The following is a 16,674-nucleotide window of genomic DNA, read 5'->3' as shown; positions in this document are numbered from 1 at the left end:
TTGCGCACCGCCGCGCCGTTGATCGTCCTTGTCAGCCGCCAAACCACGCTCCCCCGACAAGGACGCCAGCCATGACGATTCGGACTTCGACCGCGACTTTGGCCATGATGCTGTGCTGCGCAGCGCTGACCGGCGGCTGTCGCCTCGAGCGCAGCGCGCTGCTCGGCATGGGCCAGGTGACGCCGAGGCAGTACTGCCCGGGCGACATCGCCACCGCTTCCTTCGACCTGCTGCGCGAGGAAACTTGCCCGGCGGATGTCGACTGCGCGGCGCACTTCCCGACCATGAACATCACCAGCGCGCCGGAGGCCTTTCCGCCGCGCACGGTGCGCGCCTTCGCCGACAGCTTCACCTTTTCGCCGACCGGCGACCGCGTCGACGTGACCTTCGATATCGACCGCGACGCCGTCACCATCCCGACCTCGCGCTTCGACGGCAGCACCCGCATCTTCGTCCAGCGCATCAACCTGCGCGACCACACCCACAACATGACCCGCTACACCGGCGCCGACCACGAGCTGCTGCATCCCGGCATGTGCGCGGGCTCCACCCCGGTCAACGCGCCGGCCGATATCCCCGGTCCGCCGGCCTTGTCGCCGAGCGTGCGCCTGGTCGAGCTGTGCAACATCAACGGCGTGCCGGTGTCGGTGGAGGTGTCGAGCACGTCCGGCAGCTTCAGCGCGACCCTCACCCCCGGCCAATGCCTAACCCCGGGCGTGGGCGGCGTCCCGCCCGGCATCGACAGCGCGCGAGTGGTCAACGTTCGCGCCCTGATCCCCGACCCGGGCGCGCGCTGCAGCGCGCTCGACGGCGCGATACCGCCGGCCACGCTGCGCACGCGCGCACGCCTGGCCTGCCGCTGATTCCGCTCCCTTCCTGCCCCGGACCCATCGCCATGAACCTGCCCCTGCGCATCGCCGCGAGCGTCGGTCTCGCCTGTCTGTTGCCGATCGGCCTGCATGCCGCCACGTCCCCCAGCGCCCTGCTCCAGTCGCTGGACAAGTCCTCTTACAGCGGCCAGGCCACGATCCTGCTGAGCCGCTATGCCGCGCCGGCCGCGGGCAAGACCAGCTATCCCCAGCCCGTCGTGGACAACGCCGAGCTACTGTTCGAACGCCCGGACCGCTTCCGCCTGACCCTGCGCCCGGGCCGCAAGGACGAACTCACCTTCGTCGCCCAGGCCGGAATCGCGCGTTGGCGCGACAAGGCCACCGGCATCACCGGCAAGGCGCCCACCGCCGACGTCGCCGATTCACTGTCGCTGATCGCGCTGGGCACGGTCGGCGAACTCAAACGCTACGCCGACCTGAGCGATCTGCCGGAAGCCAAGCAGTCGCCGCTGCGCGCGGCGCGCCTGGATCCGCGTACCTACGGCACCGACGTGGTCCGCGCCACCGCCTACTACAGCAACGACCAGCTCAGCGGCTGCGATTTCGAACTGCAAGACGGCAGCCGCGTGTTCGTGGCGATCCTGCAGTACAAGGCCAACGTGCCAACCAAGCCCGACGATTTCGAACTCTGAACGCCGGCCTCAGCGCGGATCGAACATGGCCCGCTCGGGCAGGAAGCGGCGCGGCGCGTAGCCGAAGTCGCGTTGCGCAGGCGCCAGGTCGAACACCATGTCGCTGCGCATGCGCCGCACCGCGGCCTCGCCCAGGCCGGTGGCGTGGCCGCTGGCCTGGGCGGCCAGCAAAACCAGGTTGAATACCGGCGACGGCAGCTCGATCAGGCGCGGCGGCGGTTCCAGCACGCCCAGCACGCGCGCGACCATGTCGCGGTAGCTCAGCGTTTCGCCGCCCGGCAATGCGTAGCCGCGGCCGTGGCTGGCCGGCGCGGACGCGCAGGCGAACGCAGCCGCGGCGAGGTCGTCCACATGCACCGGCTGGCGCAGCCCGGTGGCATTGCGCGGCAGCGGAAAACGGCCCCAGCGCTGCGCGATCGCGGCGATCCGGGTCAGGGTGGCGTCGCGGCCGGCGCCGTAGATCAGGGTGGGTCGCAACACCGTCGCGGCCGCGCCGCGTTCGCCGGCCTCGGCGAACAGGGTCGCCTCGGCCTCGCGCAGACGCGCGGCGACATCGCGCTCGTCCGGATCGGCCGAACCGCGCTTGGTCTCGACGCTGGTGGAGCCGAACGCGATCACCCGCGGCGATTCCACCAGCGTGGCCGCGTACCAGCGCGCGAAACCGTCCAGCGGCCCGCAGCTGAAGATCGCATCGACCCGGCGCGGCAGTTCCGCGAGCTGGGCGAAATCGCCGCGCAGCCAATGCAATCCCGGCTCGTCGTGCTGGTCCTGGCGCGACACCGCGCTCACCCGCCAACCGTCGCGCCGCAGCGCGCCCAACAAGGGCAGACCGATCTGCCCGCTGGCGCCGAACACCAAGGCGTGGCGCATGCCTCAGCTCCGTTGCGGGCGCGACGGCAGCACCGCGCGCAGCCACAGATAGCCCAGCAGCGCCGAGATCACCGACGCGGCCAGCACGCCCAGCACCGCCTCTTCGTAGTGCAGGGGGTTTTGATAGGCCAGCGAGGCGATGAACAGGCTCATGGTGAAGCCGATGCCGCACATCAGGCCCAGGCCCAGCATCGCGCGCAGGTCCATGCCGGCGGGCAGCTTGACCCAGCCCAGCGCGCGCAGCAGCAGGGCGATGCCGACGATGCCGATCGGCTTGCCCAGCACCAGGCCCAGCACGATGCCCAGCGGCAACGCGGCCTTGGCGTCGTCCAGGCTCAGGCCGCCCAGCACCAGGCCGGCGTTGGCGAAGGCGAACAGCGGCAGGATCGCGTAGGCGACCCAGGGATGCAGCGCATGCTCCAGGGTTTCCAGCGGCGAGTGCTCGTGCGCGTCGTCGATGGCGTTGCCTTTGTCGACGTGCGGAATCATCAGGCCGGTGGCGACGCCGGCCAGGGTGGCGTGCACGCCCGACTTGAGCACGCACACCCACAGCACCACGCCCAGCAGCAGGTATGGCGCCAGGGCGGTCACGCCGCGCCGGTTCAGCAGCCACATGCCGGCCAGGGCGGCGCCGGCCCAGATCAAGGCGGTCATCGACAGGCCGTGCGAATAGAACAGCGCGATGATCAGGATCGCGATCAAATCGTCGATCACCGCGATGGTGGACAGCAGCAACTTCATCGCCGCCGGCACGCGCGAGCCCAGCAGGGCCAGCACGCCCAGGGCGAAGGCGATGTCGGTGGCGGTCGGCACGGCCCAGCCGCGCATGGCCTCGGCGTCGCCGCGGTTCATGGCGTAGAACAGCAGCGCGGGCACGGCCACGCCGGCGCTGGCGCAGGCCAGCGGCAGGACCAGCTGGGCGCGCCCGGCGAGCTGGCCGCTGAGCATCTCGCGCTTGATCTCCAGCGCGACCAGCAGGAAGAAGATCGCCATCAGGCCGTCGTTGATCCACAGCAGCGCCGGCTTGGCGATGTCCAGCGCGCCGATGCGCACCTGCACCGGCAGTTGCCGGAACGACTCGTAGGCCTCGTGCAGCGGCGAATTGGCGGCGATCAGGGCCAGCGCGGCGGCGGCGATCAGGACCAGGCCGCCGGCGGCCTCGAGCCGGAAGAACTCGCTCAGCGCGCGCAAGGCGCGCGTCGAGATGGGGCGCGACGGCTGCGGAGTCGTGGGCGTGTTCATGGCCGCAGTATATCGGCCCGACGCCGGCGCTCCGGCCGAATCAGCGGTACAGCATGGCCAATTCGAAGCCGATCCAGGCCAGCAGGGCGATCAGCAGGATCGCGCCCTCGCCCTTGCTCACGCGCAGATCGCCGCGCAGCATGGGGTACAGCATCAGCGCGAACGCGATCGCCGCCGGCAGTTCGAAGCGCACGAACGAGGCCGGCAAGGCCACCGCGTTCCAGGCCGCCATGCCGCCGACCACGATCAGCAGATTGAACAGGCTGGAGCCGATCACGTGCCCGACCACGATGTCGCCCTGGCCGCGGCGCGCGGCGGCGATGGCCGCGGCGGCTTCCGGCAAGGCGGTACCGATCGCGACCGGCAGCAGGCCGGTCAGCAGTGGCGTCAGACCCAGCGAGGCGCCCATGCGCGGCGCCGCGCCGACCACGAACTTGGAGCCGAAATACAGCAGCACCGCCGCGATCGCGAAGCGCAGCAGGTTCAGGCCCAGATCGGTGCGGGTGCGCGCGAACGCGGCGATCGCGTCCTGCAGTTCCGGCGCCTCGCGGCGCGTGCGCGCCATCGCGTAGGCGACCACGGCGACGAAGACGACGACCATGCCCGCGCCCTCGGCGCGGTCGAGCACGCCGTCCAGGCCCAGCACGATCACCGCCGCGGTGCCCAGGATCAGCACCAGCAGCAGCGGCGCCAGCGAGCGCCAGCGCACCAGCAGCGGCGCCGCGAACGCGGCGATGCCCAGGGTCAGGCCGAAATTGACGATGTTGCTGCCGACCGCGTTGCCCAGGGCCAGGCTCTGCTCGCCGCGCACCACCGCATGCAGGTTGACGGCCAGCTCCGGCAGCGAGGTGCCGAAGGCGACCAACGCCAGCCCGGCCACGAACGGCGAGGCGCCGAACCGCTGCGCCAGCCCGGACGCGCCCTTGACGACGGAATCGCCACCCAGCGCCAGCAGCACCAATCCCAGCACGAACAAGCCGATGGCTTCGAGCATGGCCTCTTCCCCTTGCGATCAAGCCCCGATTCTATGCCCAGTGCGGGCCGCCGCGTCCATCGGCGGCCGATATTCGCGCCGCAGGCCGCTCCGCGAGCGCGGGGACGGCGATGGTGCCGCGAACGCGCACCAGGCGACGGCGCTCCCGCATCGAATCAGGAGCAGCCCTCGACGTAATCGACCTGCGGCGCCAAGCCCACGCGCCAGGCCGTGACCTTGCCGGCGGCGTCGACCTCGAACACCAGCTTCGACGGCGCCACGCCGCTGGCCGCGACCGACAGCACCTTGCCGCCCTCGACGTACTTGTGCGGCGATTCCTGCAGGCCGCCGTGGTAGAGCGTGCGCAGCTCGTCGACGCCCATGCCGACCTTGCCGCCGCCGGGCGCGAGCTCGGTGGCGTTGCCGACGTCGTAGCGCACGAACTTGCCGTTCTCGATCATCAGGGCGAAATCGCTTGGCGCCTTGGCGCCCTTGGGGCTGAGGTAGTAACAGACCTCGCCCTCGCCGGGCTTGCCGTCCAGGGCTTCGCCCCAGGCGCGCGTCGCCTCTTCGGCGCTCATGCCCAGGCGCAGGTCGCCGTAACCGTCCAGTCGCGCCAGCGCGCCGCTGGCCGGCGCCAGCGGCGTCGGCGCGGTGGCGGGCGGCACGTCCTCGGCCGGCTGATCGCTCGCCGGCGGCGGCGCGGCGGGCGTCGCCGCCTCGCTGGGCGCACGTTCGCCGCAGGCGCACAAAGCCAGGCTCAACACCAGTGCGCTCGCGCACGGCAGGATCGAACGACGCTTCATCGGCACGGCCCCCGCTGCGATGCAGCGCATGAATGACGCGCGCAGCCTAGCGGCCGCGCGTGAACGGCGCGCGAAGCGCCGTGGCGACGCATCAGGACGAATGCGGCGGTTCGAAATTGCGGCGCAGGCCGGCCCAGCACGCCTGATACTCGCGTTGGCGGTGCGGCGCTTCGAAAGCCTGCGCGGTCGGACGGATCACCGCCCGGGTCTCGAACATGAAGGCCATGGTGCCGCCGATCACGTCGGGCTTGCTCAGATCGGCGTGGCTGGCCTTCTCGAACGTGGCCGCGTCCGGGCCGTGCCCGCTCATGCAGTTGTGCAGCGAGGCGCCGCCGGGCACGAAGCCCTCGGCCTTGGCGTCGTAGGCGCCGTGGATCAGGCCCATGAATTCGCTGGCGACGTTGCGATGGAACCACGGCGGCCGGAAGGTGTGCTGCGCGACCAGCCAGCGCGGCGGGAAGATCACGAAGTCCAGGTTGGCCGTGCCCGGAGTGTCGCTGGGCGAGGTCAGCACGGTGAAGATCGACGGATCGGGATGGTCGAAGCTGATCGAGCCGATGGTGTTGAAACGGCGCAGGTCGTATTTGTACGGCGCGTAGTTGCCGTGCCAGCCGACCACGTCCAACGGCGAATGGCCGAGCTCGGCGCGCCACAGCTGGCCTTGGAATTTCGCGATCAGCTCGAACTCGCCGTCGATGTCCTCGTAGGCGGCGTTCGGGGTCAAGAAGTCGCGCGGATTGGCCAGGCCGTTGGCGCCGATCGGGCCCAGGTCCGGCAGGCGCATCAGGGCGCCGAAGTTCTCGCACACGTAGCCGCGGGCGACGCCGTCGGGCAGCTCGACGCGGAAGCGCACGCCGCGCGGAATCACCGCGATTTCCTGCGGCTCGACCTCGAGCACGCCCAGCTCGGTCGCCAGGACCAGGCGGCCGTGCTGCGGCACGATCAGCAGCTCGCCGTCGGCGTCGTAGAAGTAGCGCCCGTCCATCGAACGATTGGCCGCATACAGGTGCACGCCGACGCCGTGCTGCGCGGCCGGCGAACCGTTGCCGGCCATGGTGTAGAGGCCGTCGACGAAATCGACCGGCGTATCCGGCATCGGCAGCGGGTCCCAGCGCAGCTGATCGGGCGAGACCGCGCCGCGCTCGAAATCGCTGTGCAACTGCGGCTGCGAGTACGGCGCGAAGGCGCCGTGCATCGCCGCCGGGCGGATCCGGTACAGCCAGCTGCGCCGGTTCTCCCCGCGCGGTGCGGTGAACGCGGTGCCCGACAACTGCTCGGCGTAGAGGCCGTAGGCGACCTGCTGCGGCGAGTTCTGGCCCTGCGGCAGCACGCCGGTGTAGACCTCGGTGGCGAACTCGTTGCCGAAACCGCTCATGTAGCCGCGCGCGGCCACCCGCTGCGCATCGCGCTCGGGCATCGGGATCACGTTGTCGCTGTCGTTGGCGGCGGTGTTCATGGCGGCTTCGCTCTAGAGCCCCTCTCCCCCTGGGAGAGGGGTTGGGGTGAGGGTCCGGTCGCCGAGGACGTTGAAGATCGCCTCGACCACCGCATCGGTATTCAACAATGCATCGTTATCCCAGAAGCGCAGGATACGGAAGCCCTGCGCTTCTAAGAACCGAGTCCTGACGGCATCGGACTGTGGCGTATGTTGCGAGCCGTCGAGCTCTACGATCAAGTTTGCGGCCAGGCAAATGAAGTCGACGATGTAGGGCGGCACCGTGTGCTGGCGTCGGAACTTCCAGCCCGCGAGCTGCCCGGCCCGCAACCTGCGCCAAAGCTCGCGTTCGGCGTCGGTCATGGTGACGCGTAGCCGGCGTGCTTGATCTCGCTTGATCGTGGGCAGAGGCGGAATCGAGCGTTCGGCCATGTCCCGGACCCTCTCCCCAACCCCTCTCCCAAGGGAGAGGGACTCAAAGCACGGCGCTTACAGCACGCCGCGGCGCATCTGGTCGCGTTCGATGCTCTCGAACAGGGCCTGGAAGTTGCCCTCGCCGAAGCCTTCGTTGCCCTTGCGCTGGATGATCTCGAAGAAGATCGGGCCGATCGCGTTCTGGGTGAAGATCTGCAGCAGCTTGCGCTGATGGGTTTCCGGGTCGGCGTCGATCAGGATCTTGTTCCGGGCCAGGCGCGGCACGTCCTCGCCATGGTTGGGCACGCGCTGGTCGATCACGTCGAAGTAGGTGTCCGGGGTATCCAGGAACTCCACGCCCTGCGCGCGCATCGCCTCCACGGTCTCGTAGATGTTGTCGGTGAAGCAGGCGATGTGCTGGATGCCCTCGCCCTTGTAGGCGTCGAGGTATTCGTTGATCTGCGACTTGGGATCGCTGGACTCGTTGAGCGGGATGCGCACCACCCCGTCCGGCGCGGTCATCGCCTTCGACACCAGGCCGGTCTTGGCGCCCTTGATGTCGAAGTAGCGGATCTCGCGGAAGTTGAACAGGCGCTCGTAGTAGTCCGACCACTTCTGCATGTTGCCGAAGTAGAGGTTGTGGGTGAGGTGATCGATGAAGGTCAGACCGAAACCGGCCGGATGCTGCGGCGCGCCCTGCACCGGCAGGTAGTCCTCGTAAACGTCGCCCTTGTCGCCGTAGCGGTCGACCAGGTAGAGCATGCAATCGCCGATGCCCTTGACCACCGGCGCGTCCACCGCGCGGCTGTCGGCGCGGTCGCCGATCGCTTCGCCGCCGTTGCCGAGCACGGCCTCGTAGACGGTGCCGGCGGGCTGCTTGAAGCGGATCGCGAAGCCGCAGGCGCTGGGCCCGTGGGCGCGCGCGAAGTCGGCGGCGAAGCTGTCCGGGTCCTCGTTGACCAGGAAGTTCACCCCGCCCTGGCGGTAGACCGTGATCGGGCGGTTCTTGTGGTGCAGCACGGCGGTGAAGCCGAGCTTGCGGAAATAGTCGTGCAGCATCTCGCCCTGACCGGCCGGGGCGGCGAACTCGACGAACTCGAAGCCGTCGATGCCCAGCGGGTTTTCGAAGGTGGTGACCTGCATGCCGAGGTTGGGCTGCGCATTCATGGCATTGTTCTCAGGTAGCGGCCGGACCCGCGCGGGACGGCCTGGTGCGAAGAACCGTTATAGTTTCATATGAAACCATATGCAAGCAAGGTACAGCGCAGCATGAACAAGCCCCGTTCCCGCCATGCCGAGCCCAGCCACGCCCAGCTGGATCTCGAGCATTTCCTGCCCTACCGCCTGTCGGTGCTGTCCAACCGGGTCAGCAGCGCGATCGCGCGGGTGTATTCCGAGCGCTTCGCCCTGAGCGTGACCGAATGGCGGGTGATGGCCGTGCTGGGCCGCTATCCGGGCCTGTCGGCCAACGAGGTGGCCCAGCGCACGGCCATGGACAAGGTCGCCGTCAGCCGCGCGGTGGCGCGCCTGATCGAGGCCGGCCGCCTGGCGCGCGAGACCCACGACGACGACCGCCGCCGTTCGGTGCTGCAGCTGTCGCCGGACGGTTACAAGATCTACGACGAGGTCGCGCCGCTGGCGCTGGCCTTCGAGCGCAAGCTGCTCGGGGACATGGACGCGGCCGAACGCGAGCTGCTGTTCCGGCTGCTGGACCGCCTGGACGAGCTGGAGATCCGGGCCGAGGCGGAGCTGCCGCTTACGCCTTGAGTCTGGTCGCGCAGCGACGTCGAAACCCGCGCGCCGTAGCCCCTCTCCCGCATGCGGGAGAGGGGTTGGGGTGAGGGCGGCCCTCGACGCGCCGAGCGCTCACTCTCCGCAGCGGCGGTACTCGAACGCAATCCGCACCTCCTTGTCATCGCGCCCAGGCCCCGCGATCTGCGCGTGCAAGCGCTCGCCCTCGCGCCGGTATTCGATGCGCTGCGGAAAATCGTGGGCCGGATTCTCGAACCGCACCCGCTGCGCCCCGCCCTGGCTGCGTGCGAACGCGGTCGCCTGGCCGCCGCCGGGCTGGGCCAGATACGTCGCCACGCCGTCCACCGGTTCGATGCGCAGGAACTCGAAGCCGGTGACCTTGCCGGCGCGCACCGTGCGGGATACGCCGTACAGGCGACCGTCCGTGGCCGGCAGCCAGGTTTCGTCGATGCGCTCGCCGTCGGCCTGGCTGCACCAGTGGCCGGCGAGCCAGCCCAGGTCGGCGTCGGGCGCGGCGGCCGACAGCGGCGCGGCGGCCAGCGGCAATAGCAAGCCCAGCAGGGCGGCGATCCTCATGGCATTCCCCTCTCGTGGTCGATTGGCCGCCAAGCTAACGATGGCCGCCGCCGCGCGGCTTGTAAAAACGCGCAGGCTCGGGCTTTGATGGTGGCATGGACTACGCCGAGCAGCCCGCGCCGCCGTCGCTGAGCCGCCATGTGCAATGCCTGTGGCGGCTGCGCGACGACGCCCCCGCGCCCCAGGTGCAGGCGATCTACGCCGACGGCCGCTGCGAACTGATCGCCCACCTGGGCGCGCCGATGCGCCTGTACGGCGCCGACGGCGATTCGCAACTGCAGGCGCCGCTGCTGTTCGCCGCCCAGCAGCGCGGGCCGATCCGGCTGCAGCCGACCGGGCCGGTGCATTGCCTGGGCGTGCGCCTGACACCGGCCGGCTCGACCCTGATCGCGGGCGCGCGGCTGGCTGCGCTGCGCGACCGCATACCCGATCTGCACGAGCTCGATGCCGGCTTCGCCGCCGCGTTCGCGCAGGCCGCCCAAGCCTGCGTCGCCGGCCAGGGCGCCGACGCGATCTGGCGCCTGCTCGGGCAGCGCGCCCGGGCGCATCCACCGGATCCGGCGATCGAACACGCGGTCGCGCAATTGGATGCCCGCGACGGCGACCTGCGCATCGCCGAACTCGCGCGCGCCACCGGCCTGGGCCTACGCAATCTGCAGGCGCGCTTCCTGGCCACGGTGGGCATGACCGCCAAGGAGTACGCCCGGGTGCGGCGCCTGCAGGCCCTGTTGCGCAGCCTGGACCAAGAACGCGCCGGGATCGCCGACGCCGCCGCGCGCCACGGCTACAGCGATCAGGCCCACGCCACCCACGACCTCGGCCGCTGGACCGGCACCACGCCCGCGCGGCTGGTACGCGCGCTGCGCGGCGACCGCGACGGCGAAGCCACCCTGCGCCTGGCCGCGGCCTTCGTGCGCGGGCACTCGGGCGTGCGCGCGGTGGCGCTGGGCGACTAGCGCCGTCGGCTCAGCCGGGTTGCGGCTCGGGCCAGTGAACGCGCATCCGCTTCCAGCAACGCTCGATCTCGGCGACCGCAGCGCGCGGCCCCGAGCGCACGGCCGGCCCCGAGGCGATGCGCAGATTCGCCAGCAACCACTCGTCCGGCCAGCCGTCCCAGACGCCCAGGTGATTGCGCAGATTCGTATGCAGCACCGGGAACACCTCGTTCCACAGCACCGCCTCGGCCTCTTCCAAACCCAGCCCCGACTTGAGCACCGTCCGCGCCACATAGGCGTAGCCAAGCTCGCCGAGTTCGGTGTCGAGGAAGAATTCCGAGTACGCACGCCACAGCGGCAATCTGCCCTGCGGGCTGATATCGAACGCGCTCACTGCTCTCCCCAACATCGCCGAAGCGATCCAGTCGTTGCCACACGCCGACTACAAGGCCAAATATCGCTCGGCGAAGAAACTGGCCATGAAGTCCAGCATCTGCGCTTCCGTCATTGTGTTCCCGCCCTTCTTCATCTCGGCGTATGCGCTGCGGAATTCGTCGGTCTTCTTGAACGCTTCGAACTTGCGCGCCCGATACTGTCTGAACTCGTCTGCGCTCATCGAAAGCTGCTCGATCACCCGCCCGGACGCCACTCGCAAGACCTGATAGTGATCGTAGGTGGAGCCGTAGCCCATGTGCACGTATTCGACCATGTTTCCGTCAGGCACGATCAGGGCGCCGCTGTACCAGTCGGCCACGATCCGAGACTTGCCCGGAAACAGATCGCCCAGAATGCTCCTATCGACCATCTCGTCGTCTTCGGCCTCGACCAGGACGGTGACGTCCGTGAGCGTCAGTCGCCCGTCCGTCACCGCCCATTTGGCGACATAGCCCCGCCAGTTGCTGGACATCCTCACCACATCCTTCGGCGGCGCCCACCGCTGCGCCTCCAGGTGGGCCTGCAGCGGATTGGTGTTGAGCGCATGCTCCTTGCCGTCGATCAGCAGCACGTCCGGATCCTGCGCGGTAGCTTGGACCAGCGTAGGAATCGCCAGCGCGCACAGCAGGACTGCGGTTCGAATCAGGCGGATCATAAAGCCCCTCATATTGTCGGCTGGCGCGTCGGCGCTGGGATTTCGCTGCAGGCGGCGAGCGGCGCCCCGCGACAGACGCCGCGGCTACCCGCTCACGCGATACGCAAACGCGCCACCCCGCGATCCGGGGTTATCACTTCACCCCATGCATCAGCTTGTTGATGAAGGGCGCGAACAGCAGGAAGGCCGCACCCATGCCGAAGCCGGCGTAGGCGATGTGGGTGTAGGTGGCCGAGTACTGGGCCAGGCCGCCGAGGTCGCCGCCCGAGGCCACCGCCGCGACCAGGCCGGCCACGTAGTTGCCGATCGCCGAGCACAGGAACCAGGCGCCCATGGCCATGCCGGTGTCCTTGGGCGCGGCCAGCTTGGACACCATCGACAGGCCGATCGGCGACAGGCACAGCTCGCCCATGGTGTTGAACAGGTAGGCCAGCACCAGCATTTCCCAGGGAATGCGTCCGCTGCCGTCGGCCATGTAGGCGATGCCGGCGATCAGGACCGAAAAGCCCACCGCGACCAGCAGCAGCGCCAGCGCGAACTTGCGCGGCACCGACGGGTTCCAGTTGCGCTGGTCCAGGCGCGGCCAGGCCCAGGCGAACAGCGGCGCCAGGGCGATGATGAACACCGAGTTCGCGGACTGGAACAGGGTGAAGTCGAACGGCGCGTCGACGTGGTCCTTGGCGAAGAAGTTCAGCGAAGTGCCGGCCTGCTCGAACATGCCCCAGAACAGGATCTTGGCCAGGAACAGCAGCAGCATCGCGATGTAGCGGTGCATCTGCACCTTGTCGCCGCTGCGCAGGCTGCCGCCGACGAAGTAGATGCTCAGGCCCACCATCATGGCCAGCAGGATGTAGCCGACGATCTGGGTGCGGCTGAGCATCAGGTAGACCACCGGCACCGCGGCGATGCAGCCCAGCAGCACCTTGAACACGCGTGCGCGATTGAGCGCGGGCGAAGGCGACTCGCCGATGCGGCCGAGCTGGCCGCGCAGCCAATGGAACATCATCAGGCCGAAGATCATGCCCACGCCGGCGGCGAAGAAGCCCCAGCGATAGCCGTAGTACTTGCCGATGATCGCGCCGCACACGATCGGCGCGAGCGCGCCGCCGACGTTGATGCCCATGTAGAAGATGGTGAAGCCCGAGTCGCGGCGCGGGTCGCCGGGCGCGTACAGGCGCCCGACCATGGCCGAGATGTTCGGCTTGAACAGGCCGTTGCCGACCACGATCACCGCCAGACCGACCAGGAACCAGGTCAGTTGCGGAATCATCAGCAGGAACAGGCCCACCGCCATGATCGCGCCGCCGAGCACGATCGACGGCCGGTAACCGAGGTAGCGGTCGGCGACGAAGCCGCCGAACAGGCCGGTGGCGTAGATCAGCGCGGTGTAGGCGCCGTAGGTCAGGCTGGCCTGGGCGCGCGCCTCGCCTTCCGGCAGCAGGCTGAAGAAGGTGCTGGCGACGTACACGGCCAGCAGCGCGCGCATGCCGTAGTAGGCGAAGCGCTCCCACATTTCGGCGCCGAACAGCATCCACAGCGCGCGCGGATGGCCGACCAGTTCGCCGGGCGGCGGCGCGATGAATTCGGGTTCGACATGTTTGATGACGGTCATCGGAAGGCGCTCGTTGCGATAGCGGGTTGCGAATGCGGCGACGCCACGGCCGGAGCTCTCCGGCCGTGGCGCCTGTAGGTACGGCGGCTGGCGACGGCGCTTACTTGACGCCGTGCATCAACCGGTTGATCAGCGGCGCGATCAGGAACAACAGCACGCCCGCGCCGGCCAGGATGTAGAAGCCCATGGTGTAGGCGGTCAGCGCCGAGGCCGTGGTCATGCCGGTCTCGCCGCTGGCCTGGCCGGCGAAGATGCCGGCGAGGTTGTTGCCGATCGCGATCGACAGGAACCAGGCGCCCATGGCGAAACCGGTCAGGCGCGCCGGCGCCAGCTTGGTCACCATCGACAGGCCGATCGGCGACAGGCACAGCTCGCCCACCGACTGGATCCAGTACACCGCAAACAGGGTCCAGAACGGGATCTTGCCGGTGTCCGGCGCGATCAGGTTGACCAGCGCGAACATCAGCAGCAGGAAGGCCAGGCCGTTGAAGATCAGGCCCAGGCCGAACTTGCGCGGGATCGAGGGATTGGCGCGGCCCATGCGCACCCAGATCCAGGCGATCACCGGCGCCAGGGTGATGATGGCCACCGAGTTCACGCTCTGGAACCAGGAGACCGGGAATTCCTTGCCGCCGGCCAGCGCCATGAACAGGCTTTCGAAGCCGATGCTGCGGTCGACGATCTTTTCGGCCAGGAAGTTGAACGAGCTGCCGGCCTGCTCGAAGAAGCACCAGAAGAACACGTTGAAGGTCAGGATGATCAGCATCGCGATCACCTTGTCGCGCGAGACCTTGCCCTCGCGGATGCCCTCCACCACCAGCATGATGGCCGGCACGATCAGCAGCGCGATCAGGATGTACTGCAGCACCATCGCGTTGATGGTCAGCAGGAAGTAGAAGATCGGAATCGCGATCAGCGCCGCGCCGCCCAGGACCAGGAAGGAACGGGCCAGGCTGGTCTTGTCCGCCGGCGGCAGGCCGATGCCCTTGAGCTGGGCGCGACCGAACCAGAACCAGATCAGGCTCAGCACCATGCCGATGCCGGCCGAGATGAACACCACCTTGTAGGCCGGCGTGTCGTTGACGCCGAACACCTTCTGGGCCAGGTACTGGGTGACCAGGGGCGCCAGGAACGCGCCCAGGTTGATGCCCATGTAGAAGATGGTGAAGCCCGAGTCGCGGCGGCCATCGCCCTGCAGGTAGAGCTTGCCGACCATGGTCGAGATGATCGGCTTGAACAGGCCGTTGCCGACGATGATCGTGGCCAGGCCCAGCTTGAACATGGTCTCGGTGGGCGAGGCCAACAGGAACAGGCCGGTCGCCATGATCATGGCGCCGAGCAGGATCGAACGCTGGTAGCCGATCAGCTTGTCGGCGATCCAGCCGCCGAAGATCGCCGAGGCGTAGACCAACGCCAGATAGGCGCCGTAGAGCTCGCTGGCGGGCTTCTCGTAGCCGGCGTCGCCGCCGTGGAACTGCGCCACGATGTACAGGACCATCGCCCAGCGGATGCCGTAGAACGCGAAGCGTTCCCAGAATTCGGACATGAACAGCATCCACAGAGGCTTGGGATGCCCCAGGACCTGCTTGAATTCCGGAATGGGCGTTTCGCCCGTCGTCGTTGCGGCTCCGCTCATGCGGTGTCCCCCGTGTGTCGAAACTGAATGAGATTGCCCTTGCCGGCGGCACGGGATCGGGGAGATTTACCGGCTGACGTCGGTTCCGTCAAACCTTTGTGAAGACGCCCACGTATTGCTGCGGCGCAGCAAACACGCGACCAAGCCCGCGCCTAAATGCCTGAATGCGCCTCGATTTTGCCCAATCCCGCCGCTGGGCTTGCCGGTCGCCGGCGGCAGGCACGGTCGCCGCCGGGTCCGCGAGCACGGCAACGCCGGCTGACCGGCCCGTTTCGGGCCGCCGCTGCGAACGCCCGCGCAGCCGCCGTTGCGCCGAATCGCCGCGCCCGATCAGGCCCCGGCGGCGGCCAGCGCCTCGCCCAGCAGACGCTCGAAGGCCGGATGCGCCGCGCCCAGACAGCGCACCGCCTCGTCGAGTTCGCACCAGCGCAGCTCGTCGTGTTCGTCGGGCTGGCGGTTGCAGGGCTCGCCCTGCCAGTCGGTCACCACATACAAATGCAGCCGCCACGGCGCCGGTTGCGCGCCCTCGATGGTCTGCAGGCGTCGCAGTCGGATCGGGCGGATGCCCACTTCCTCGTCGAGCTCGCGCGTGAGCGCATCCAGCTCGCTCTCGCCGGCCTCGACATGGCCGCCGAACACATCCCAGGCCCCGGCCAGCAGTTCGCGATCGGCGGTGCGCCGGCCCAGCAGCACGCGGCCGCCGCGGACCAGGAACGCGCCGACGCAGTCGTGCACGCGCGCGCTCACGGCGGCGAGACAGCGCCGCCCGGGCCGATGCTGGTGCGCACTTCGAACAGTTCCGGGAAGAAGGTCAGCTCCAGCGCCTGCTTGAGGAAGCCCACGCCGCTGGAACCGCCGGTGCCGCGCTTGAAGCCGATGATGCGCAGCACCGTGCGCATGTGGCGGAAGCGCCACAGCTGGAACTGGGTCTCGACATCGACCAGGTCCTCGCACAGCGCGTATTCGCGCCAGTACAGGTCGGTGTTTTCGTAGATGCGCTCGAACACCGGCTGCAGGGCCGGGTCGGCGACGTGCGGCTGGCGCCAGTCGCGCTGCAGGTGCGCGGCCGGGATCGCGTGGCCGAAGCGCGCCAGGTACATCAGGAACTCGTCGTACAGGCTGGGCGCGGCCAGCGCGCTTTCCAGTTCGGTCTGGGCATTGGGGTCGTGCGCGAACACCCGCAGCATGCCCTCGTTCTTGTTGCCCAGCATGAATTCGATGCGGCGGTACTGCAGCGATTGGAAGCCCGAGGACGGGCCCAGGGTGTCGCGGAAGCCCATGTATTCCGACGGCGTCAGCGTCTCCAGCACCGACCATTGTTCGGTCAGCTGGCGCAGCACCTGCTTGCAGCGCGCCAGCACCTTCTGGCACTGCCAGACCTGGTCGTTGCGCAGGTGTTCGATGGCCGCGCTGAGCTCGTGGATGATCAGCTTCATCCACAGCTCCGACACCTGGTGCTGGATGATGAACAGCAGTTCGTCGTGGTGCGGCGGGTCGGCGCGGCCGTGCTGCGCCGACAGCAGACGATCCAGCTGCAGATAGCCCGCGTAGGTGATCCGCCCCTGCAGATCGGTGTGGATCCCGGTCTCCAGTTCGCGCTGGTTCTTCTCGACGGTCATCGCGGTTCTCGCAAAGGGGCGCAAAGGGTAACGCAGCGCGCGCCATCCGGACGGTCCACCCCCATCACCGTATGGTATGCCGTCATGCACTTGAAATGCCGATTTGTGACGATTGAGGCACAATCTTGCCTGCCCGCGTCAGGGGAGCATTCCTGGGGAGTCTTGGGCGGGCGGTCTCTAACGGGGAAACAC

General features: G+C 68.7%; 18 protein-coding genes. 4 read left to right on the top strand and 14 right to left on the bottom strand.

Annotated features, from left to right (window positions below; genetic code table 11):
- Positions 1 to 71 precede the first annotated feature (71 nt).
- Together V1318_RS06400 and V1318_RS06395 are read left to right on the top strand one after the other, a co-directional pair.
- Entirely contained in the window at positions 72 to 863 is a 792-nt protein-coding gene (locus V1318_RS06400; RefSeq protein WP_332938733.1) for a hypothetical protein, read from the top strand.
- Between the two features lie 32 nt (positions 864 to 895).
- Positions 896 to 1,522, top strand: a complete 627-nt coding sequence (locus tag V1318_RS06395; RefSeq protein WP_332938732.1) for a hypothetical protein — start codon at positions 896 to 898, stop codon at positions 1,520 to 1,522.
- Positions 1,523 to 1,531: 9 nt separating this feature from the next.
- Here the strand turns inward: V1318_RS06395 and V1318_RS06390 are convergent, their stop codons facing one another.
- The 7 genes from V1318_RS06390 to hppD form a co-directional block, all read right to left on the bottom strand.
- Entirely contained in the window at positions 1,532 to 2,392 is an 861-nt protein-coding gene (locus V1318_RS06390) for a nucleoside-diphosphate sugar epimerase (protein WP_332938731.1), read from the bottom strand.
- A gap of 3 nt (positions 2,393 to 2,395) precedes the next feature.
- Entirely contained in the window at positions 2,396 to 3,634 is a 1,239-nt protein-coding gene (nhaA, locus tag V1318_RS06385) for a Na+/H+ antiporter NhaA (protein ID WP_332938729.1), read from the bottom strand.
- Between the two features lie 40 nt (positions 3,635 to 3,674).
- A complete protein-coding gene (locus V1318_RS06380; protein WP_332938727.1) occupies positions 3,675 to 4,628 on the bottom strand; it encodes a sodium:calcium antiporter in 954 nt (317 codons plus the stop codon).
- Between the two features lie 155 nt (positions 4,629 to 4,783).
- Positions 4,784 to 5,413: a lectin gene (locus V1318_RS06375; RefSeq protein ID WP_332938726.1), complete on the bottom strand. Its 630-nt coding sequence runs from the start codon at positions 5,411 to 5,413 to the stop codon at positions 4,784 to 4,786.
- Between the two features lie 91 nt (positions 5,414 to 5,504).
- Positions 5,505 to 6,788, bottom strand: a complete 1,284-nt coding sequence (gene hmgA / locus V1318_RS06370) for a homogentisate 1,2-dioxygenase (protein WP_332939010.1) — start codon at positions 6,786 to 6,788, stop codon at positions 5,505 to 5,507.
- A gap of 93 nt (positions 6,789 to 6,881) precedes the next feature.
- Positions 6,882 to 7,211, bottom strand: coding sequence for a DUF559 domain-containing protein (locus V1318_RS06365; RefSeq protein ID WP_332938725.1), 330 nt, complete (start codon positions 7,209 to 7,211; stop codon positions 6,882 to 6,884).
- 126 nt (positions 7,212 to 7,337) lie between these two features.
- The gene (hppD, locus tag V1318_RS06360; RefSeq protein WP_332938724.1) at positions 7,338 to 8,429 is read right to left on the bottom strand and encodes a 4-hydroxyphenylpyruvate dioxygenase; all 1,092 of its coding nucleotides are present in this window, start codon (positions 8,427 to 8,429) and stop codon (positions 7,338 to 7,340) included.
- Positions 8,430 to 8,531: 102 nt separating this feature from the next.
- Here hppD and V1318_RS06355 point away from each other — a divergent pair, with 102 nt between their 5' ends.
- The gene (locus V1318_RS06355; protein ID WP_332938722.1) at positions 8,532 to 9,029 is read left to right on the top strand and encodes a MarR family transcriptional regulator; all 498 of its coding nucleotides are present in this window, start codon (positions 8,532 to 8,534) and stop codon (positions 9,027 to 9,029) included.
- 99 nt (positions 9,030 to 9,128) lie between these two features.
- On the opposite strand, the gene V1318_RS06350 is transcribed toward V1318_RS06355, so the two are convergent.
- Positions 9,129 to 9,590, bottom strand: coding sequence for a DUF6265 family protein (locus tag V1318_RS06350; RefSeq protein ID WP_332938720.1), 462 nt, complete (start codon positions 9,588 to 9,590; stop codon positions 9,129 to 9,131).
- A gap of 95 nt (positions 9,591 to 9,685) precedes the next feature.
- On the opposite strand from V1318_RS06350, the gene V1318_RS06345 reads away from it, so the two are divergent.
- Positions 9,686 to 10,546, top strand: a complete 861-nt coding sequence (locus V1318_RS06345) for a helix-turn-helix transcriptional regulator (RefSeq protein ID WP_332938718.1) — start codon at positions 9,686 to 9,688, stop codon at positions 10,544 to 10,546.
- Between the two features lie 10 nt (positions 10,547 to 10,556).
- Here V1318_RS06345 and V1318_RS06340 read toward each other — a convergent pair whose 3' ends face one another.
- The 6 genes from V1318_RS06340 to V1318_RS06315 form a co-directional block, all read right to left on the bottom strand.
- The gene (locus V1318_RS06340; protein WP_332938716.1) at positions 10,557 to 10,919 is read right to left on the bottom strand and encodes a hypothetical protein; all 363 of its coding nucleotides are present in this window, start codon (positions 10,917 to 10,919) and stop codon (positions 10,557 to 10,559) included.
- Between the two features lie 48 nt (positions 10,920 to 10,967).
- The gene (locus V1318_RS06335; protein WP_332938714.1) at positions 10,968 to 11,615 is read right to left on the bottom strand and encodes a hypothetical protein; all 648 of its coding nucleotides are present in this window, start codon (positions 11,613 to 11,615) and stop codon (positions 10,968 to 10,970) included.
- Between the two features lie 133 nt (positions 11,616 to 11,748).
- Complete coding sequence (locus tag V1318_RS06330; protein WP_332938712.1) at positions 11,749 to 13,227, bottom strand: peptide MFS transporter; 1,479 nt, start codon at positions 13,225 to 13,227, stop codon at positions 11,749 to 11,751.
- Between the two features lie 100 nt (positions 13,228 to 13,327).
- Positions 13,328 to 14,863 carry an oligopeptide:H+ symporter gene (locus V1318_RS06325; protein WP_332938710.1) on the bottom strand — a complete coding sequence of 512 codons (1,536 nt, stop codon included), beginning with the start codon at positions 14,861 to 14,863 and terminating at the stop codon, positions 13,328 to 13,330.
- 330 nt (positions 14,864 to 15,193) lie between these two features.
- The gene (locus V1318_RS06320) at positions 15,194 to 15,610 is read right to left on the bottom strand and encodes an NUDIX domain-containing protein (RefSeq protein ID WP_332938709.1); all 417 of its coding nucleotides are present in this window, start codon (positions 15,608 to 15,610) and stop codon (positions 15,194 to 15,196) included.
- Positions 15,607 to 16,482, bottom strand: a complete 876-nt coding sequence (locus V1318_RS06315; protein WP_332938707.1) for a tryptophan 2,3-dioxygenase family protein — start codon at positions 16,480 to 16,482, stop codon at positions 15,607 to 15,609. The genes V1318_RS06320 and V1318_RS06315 overlap by 4 nt, the downstream gene beginning before the upstream one ends.
- Between the last annotated feature and the right edge of the window lie 192 nt (positions 16,483 to 16,674).

The organism is Lysobacter sp. CCNWLW3 (genome assembly GCF_036697405.1).
GTDB lineage: Bacteria > Pseudomonadota > Gammaproteobacteria > Xanthomonadales > Xanthomonadaceae > Lysobacter.
This window is presented reverse-complemented; position numbering and strand designations above follow the sequence as displayed.